Genomic DNA, 3,332 nt, shown 5'->3' with positions numbered 1-3,332 from the left:
TCGCCGCAGCCCAGGTCCAGCACGCGTGCGCCTTCGGGCACCAGGCGTGCAATCGCCTCCATGGTGGATTTCTCGGTCATGCGATCTCCTTTGCGATGCTTTCAAAATAAGAGCGCATGACGCCCAGGTAGCGCGGGTCATCGAGCAGGAAGGCATCGTGACCATGGGGTGCGTCGATTTCGGCGTAGCTCACGCGGCGCTGGTTCTCGAGCAGCGACTTGACGATCTCGCGGCTGCGCGCAGGCGCAAAGCGCCAGTCGGTGGAAAAGCTCACCAGCAGGTACTTGGCCTGGCTGGCCGCGAGCGCCCGGGTCAGGTTGCCCGCGTGGGCGCGCGCCGGGTCGAAATAGTCGAGCGCGCGCGTGATCAGCAAGTAGGTGTTGGCATCGAAATAGTCGCTGAACTTGTCGCCTTGGTAGCGCAGATAGCTTTCGATCTCGAACTCGATGTCCTGGGTGCTGTACTTGAGCTCCAGGCCGTCGCGCAGCTGGCGGCCGAACTTCTTATTCATCACGTCGTCGCTCAGATAAGTGATGTGGCCGATCATGCGCGCGATGCGCAGGCCGCGGCGCGGCACGACGCCATGGTCGTAGAAGTTGCCGCCGTGGAAGTCCGGGTCGGTGACGATGGCGCGGCGCGCGACTTCGTTGAAGGCGATGTTCTCGGCGTTGAGGTTGGGCGCGCTGGCCACGACCACCGCATGCGCGACGCGCTCGGGATGGCGCAGCGACCAGCACAGCGCCTGCATGCCGCCCAGGCTGCCGCCGAGCACGGCCGCGAGCCGCGTGATGCCCAGCCGGTCCAGCAGCCGCGCCTGGGCATCGACCCAGTCCTCCACGGTGACCACGGGGAAGTCGGCGCCGTACACGCGGCCCGTGTCGGGGTTCTCGTGCATGGGCCCGGTCGAGCCGAAGCACGAGCCGAGGTTGTTGACGCCTATCACGAAGAAGCGGTTGGTGTCGACCGGCTTGCCCGGGCCGATCATGTTGTCCCACCAGCCTTCGCTTCTGGGCTGGTCGGCATACACGCCGGCCACATGGTGGGAGGCGTTGAGCGCATGGCACACCAGCACCGCGTTCGAACGCTCGGCGTTGAGCTCGCCGTAGGTTTCGTAGGCAAGCTCGTAGTGGTGGATCGAGGCCCCGCCCTGCAGCGGCAGGGCTTGCTCGAAATGCATGGACGAAGGAGTGGCGATGAAGGACATGAAAAAACCCGGCATCGCTAAAAACGAGGCCGGGTCGAGATGTCGTCGGACGGGTCTTTAGCTGGATTTATAAAGCGCCCGCAAGCAATGGCAAATCGGCGCGTGAAGCGCCCATTATGCCAAAACGGCTACGCCCGGGGCCCACCAGGCCAGCAAGCCCAGCACCAGGAAAATGCCGGCCGACACCAGATGCACGATGCGCAGCGGCACCAGACGCGTGATGCGCTCGCCCAGCCAGACCACGGGCGCATTGGCGAGCATCATGCCCAGCGTCGTTCCCGCGACCACCCACAGATAGGCGTTGTACTTGGCCGCGAGCACCACGGTGGCAATCTGCGTCTTGTCGCCCATTTCGGCGAGGAAAAAGGCAATCAGCGTGGTGCCGAACACGCCCCAGCGCGAGACCGCGGCGGTCTCGCCTTCGTCGAGCTTGTCGGGAATCAGCATCCAGACCGCCATGGCGATGAAGCACGCGCCCAGCACCCAGCGCAGCGTCTGCGGGCCGATGAAGGTCGTGACCCAGGCTCCGACGGCACCGGCCAGCGCATGGTTGGCGAGTGTCGCCACGAGAATGCCCAGCACGATGGGCCAGGGCTTGCGAAAACGGGCGGCGAGCACCAGCGCGAGCAACTGCGTCTTGTCGCCCATTTCGGCAATGGCGACAATGGCGGTGGAGACAAAAAAGGCTTCCATGGGGGGGTTTCTGATGAACAGGCCGGACGACGCGAACGCATTGGCTGCGCACCGACTCCGGCCATGTGGATCGGCACCCAGCCAATGGTCTCGCCCAGCGTGAACCGCATGCACCATAGGTTGTGAGAACCCAAGTCTGTTGATGCATGCCTTCGGTGCCTTGCACACCGAACGGGCTACTCCCCAATGACAGCCGCGATTCTAGACAGATCGGCAGGATCGCGTTGGATTCCGGGTAAATACCGACCAAAAAAGTGTTGTAGTCACACCGAAATTTCAATCCAGAGCATTTTGTGTGGGTATATATGACTCATAATGTCCAAGCCTTTCCGCAAAGCAATGAGTAGTAGGGCAGGTGCGTTTGCGTCTCTAAAGTTGTCAGGTAGTTGACTGCATAGGGCTCCATCGCGTTTTCAAGTGTTTTTTCAGGAGTCCTCCATGGGCAACAAACTTTACGTCGGCAACCTGCCGTACTCTTTCCGTGACGGCGATCTCGAGCAAGCTTTCAGCGAATTCGGCAATGTCAACAGCGCCAAGGTCATGATGGAACGTGACACCGGCCGCTCGAAGGGCTTCGGCTTCGTCGAAATGAGCAACGATGCTGAAGCACAAGCAGCAATCCAAGGCCTGCACGGCCAAAACCAAGGCGGCCGTGACCTCGTGGTCAACGAAGCCCGTCCCATGGAACCCCGCCCTCCCCGTAGCGGTGGCGGCTTCGGCGGCGGCGGCGGCTTCGGTGGCGGCAATGGCGGCGGCGGCGGCTTCGGCGGTGGCCGCAGCGGTGGCGGCGGCTTCGGCGGTGGCCGTAGCAGCTACTAAGCACTGACTCAGGGTTTTCAATAACCCAGCGTCAAAAAAGGGCCTTTGGCCCTTTTTTTTCGTCTCTTTCATGCGAATACGCCTTTCGCCGGCTTTTTTTTTGCATTTATTTTCCCTCATAATTTGTGATCGGTGTCCCCGATATCAGTGCAGGTGATTTGCAATGCGTGCGCAGGTTTTCTTTCATGGATCGCTGGCAACGTGTGAGCACCACAGCAATTGTGTTACTTGAGGAGTTTGAGGAGTCTCTAATGGGCAACAAGCTGTATGTTGGCAACCTCCCTTATGGAGTGCGTGACAACGACCTTGAGCAGGCATTCAGCCAATATGGTTCAGTGACGAGTGCCAAGGTGATGATGGAGCGCGACACGGGCCGCTCCAAGGGCTTTGGGTTTGTGGAAATGGGCAGCGATTCTGAAGCGCAGGCAGCGATCCAGGGCATGAACGGACAGGCACTCGGCGGCCGCAGCATCGTCGTCAACGAAGCACGCCCTATGGAGCCACGTCCGCCGCGCAGCGGCGGCTACGGCGGCGGCGGCGGTGGTGGTGGCTATGGGGGTGGCGGCGGTGGTTATGGCGGCGGCCGTGAAGGTGGTGGTGGCTATGGCGGCGGCGG

4 protein-coding genes and 1 riboswitch are annotated in these 3,332 nt (G+C 61.7%); of the genes, 2 read left to right on the top strand and 2 right to left on the bottom strand.

Going from position 1 to position 3,332, the window contains the following annotated elements; translation table 11 throughout:
- Nucleotides 1-76: 76 nt before the first annotated feature.
- Together GVL12_RS25540 and GVL12_RS25535 are read right to left on the bottom strand one after the other, a co-directional pair.
- Nucleotides 77-1,204, bottom strand: coding sequence for a homoserine O-acetyltransferase (locus tag GVL12_RS25540; protein WP_159918363.1), 1,128 nt, complete (start codon nucleotides 1,202-1,204; stop codon nucleotides 77-79).
- Between the two features lie 114 nt (nucleotides 1,205-1,318).
- The gene (locus tag GVL12_RS25535) at nucleotides 1,319-1,897 is read right to left on the bottom strand and encodes a TMEM165/GDT1 family protein (protein WP_159918362.1); all 579 of its coding nucleotides are present in this window, start codon (nucleotides 1,895-1,897) and stop codon (nucleotides 1,319-1,321) included.
- Between the two features lie 17 nt (nucleotides 1,898-1,914).
- A riboswitch (yybP-ykoY riboswitch) is annotated at nucleotides 1,915-2,094 on the bottom strand.
- A gap of 241 nt (nucleotides 2,095-2,335) precedes the next feature.
- On the opposite strand from GVL12_RS25535, the gene GVL12_RS25530 reads away from it, so the two are divergent.
- The gene (locus GVL12_RS25530) at nucleotides 2,336-2,716 is read left to right on the top strand and encodes an RNA-binding protein (protein ID WP_159918361.1); all 381 of its coding nucleotides are present in this window, start codon (nucleotides 2,336-2,338) and stop codon (nucleotides 2,714-2,716) included.
- Nucleotides 2,717-2,841: 125 nt separating this feature from the next.
- The coding region (locus GVL12_RS25525) for an RNA-binding protein (protein WP_235033983.1) at nucleotides 2,842-3,332 on the top strand (491 nt) is incomplete at its 3' end.

Origin of the sequence: Pantoea sp. 18069 (assembly GCF_902706035.1) — a bacterium.
Taxonomy (GTDB): domain Bacteria; phylum Pseudomonadota; class Gammaproteobacteria; order Burkholderiales; family Burkholderiaceae_C; genus Comamonas.
The sequence above is the reverse complement of the archived record's forward strand: the minus strand, read 5'-3'. Positions and strand labels throughout refer to the sequence as shown.

Bases quoted from the DNA above. Each gene is read 5' to 3' on its own strand.
- GVL12_RS25540 (WP_159918363.1), bottom strand. From the start codon at position 1,204: ATGTCCTTCATCGCCACTCCTTCGTCCATGCATTTCGAGCAAGCCCTG.
- GVL12_RS25535 (WP_159918362.1), bottom strand. From the start codon at position 1,897: ATGGAAGCCTTTTTTGTCTCCACCGCCATTGTCGCCATTGCCGAAATG.
- GVL12_RS25530 (WP_159918361.1), top strand. From the start codon at position 2,336: ATGGGCAACAAACTTTACGTCGGCAACCTGCCGTACTCTTTCCGTGAC.